The sequence below is a fragment of the Aneurinibacillus sp. UBA3580 genome, from assembly GCF_002375825.1.
In the GTDB taxonomy this organism is placed as follows: domain Bacteria; phylum Bacillota; class Bacilli; order Aneurinibacillales; family Aneurinibacillaceae; genus Aneurinibacillus; species Aneurinibacillus danicus.
In genome coordinates this window covers 1-857 of the sequence record NZ_DFMZ01000068.1, presented here as the reverse complement: position 1 = coordinate 857, position 857 = coordinate 1, and the positions used below count along the sequence as shown (strand labels likewise).

At 45.9% G+C, this 857-nt stretch carries 1 protein-coding gene; it reads left to right on the top strand.

Going from position 1 to position 857, the window contains the following annotated elements; genetic code table 11:
- Positions 1-118: 118 nt before the first annotated feature.
- Positions 119-739 (top strand): copper amine oxidase N-terminal domain-containing protein, encoded by a 621-nt coding sequence (locus tag B2899_RS10510; RefSeq protein WP_286885633.1) that lies wholly within the window; start codon positions 119-121, stop codon positions 737-739.
- Positions 740-857: the final 118 nt, after the last annotated feature.

The window sequence follows — 857 nt, the reverse complement described above, 5'->3', positions numbered from 1 at the left end:
AACGCCCGCGAGTTTTTCTTATGTAACACTTTTTCGGGAAATGCGACAAAAAAATTTTCTTTTCTGCGAAAAATATTACAGTCAAGGATAAAAATACATCAAGAAAGGGAGAATACTAGTGAACAGAAAAATCATAAGCGGACTATTGGCGGCAACTCTCCTTGCAGGAGGCACTTCCGTATTTGCACAGGATACTGTAACGGCGACAGAGCCTGCAAAAAAAGAAGAGGCTGTCAAAGTGAAATGCTTAGAAAATGCATTGAAGCATGTGAACAACGAAACGGCAAGACAAGCCATCATGGCTAATATCGAAAGACAAAAAGCAGCAACGACAACAGGAGACAGCGTGACGGTAACACCTGTTCCTAAGCCGGAGCAGAAAAGAGAAGCGACAATTGTAATAAAAATCAATGGTAAAATCATGATTGCGGACCAGAAGCCAATCATCATCAACGGCCGGGCCGTTGTACCGCTGCGCAGCATCTTTGAAGCGCTGGGCGCCAATATCCAGTGGGACGGCAAAAACAGCACGGTTCATGCGACTAAAGGGAAAAAGAAAGTAAGGCTGAAAATCGGTGATTTGAAGGCATCTGTAGACGGAAGAACAGTGAAGCTTGACCAAAAAGCGGTTATCATCAACAACCGTACTATGGTGCCGGTTCGCTTCGTAAGCGAAGCGCTGGGCTCTAAAGTGGAATGGGATGCGAAAAACCTGACCATTCACATTAAAACGAATTAAATACCGGTGAAGGGCTAAAGAGGCGGACGCTGGGCCATCAGGCGTCCGCTTCTCGTTTTTCTGCCGTGTTTCTGGTAAGATAGGGCATGATGACCGAAAACGACCATGGCGTCTCAGC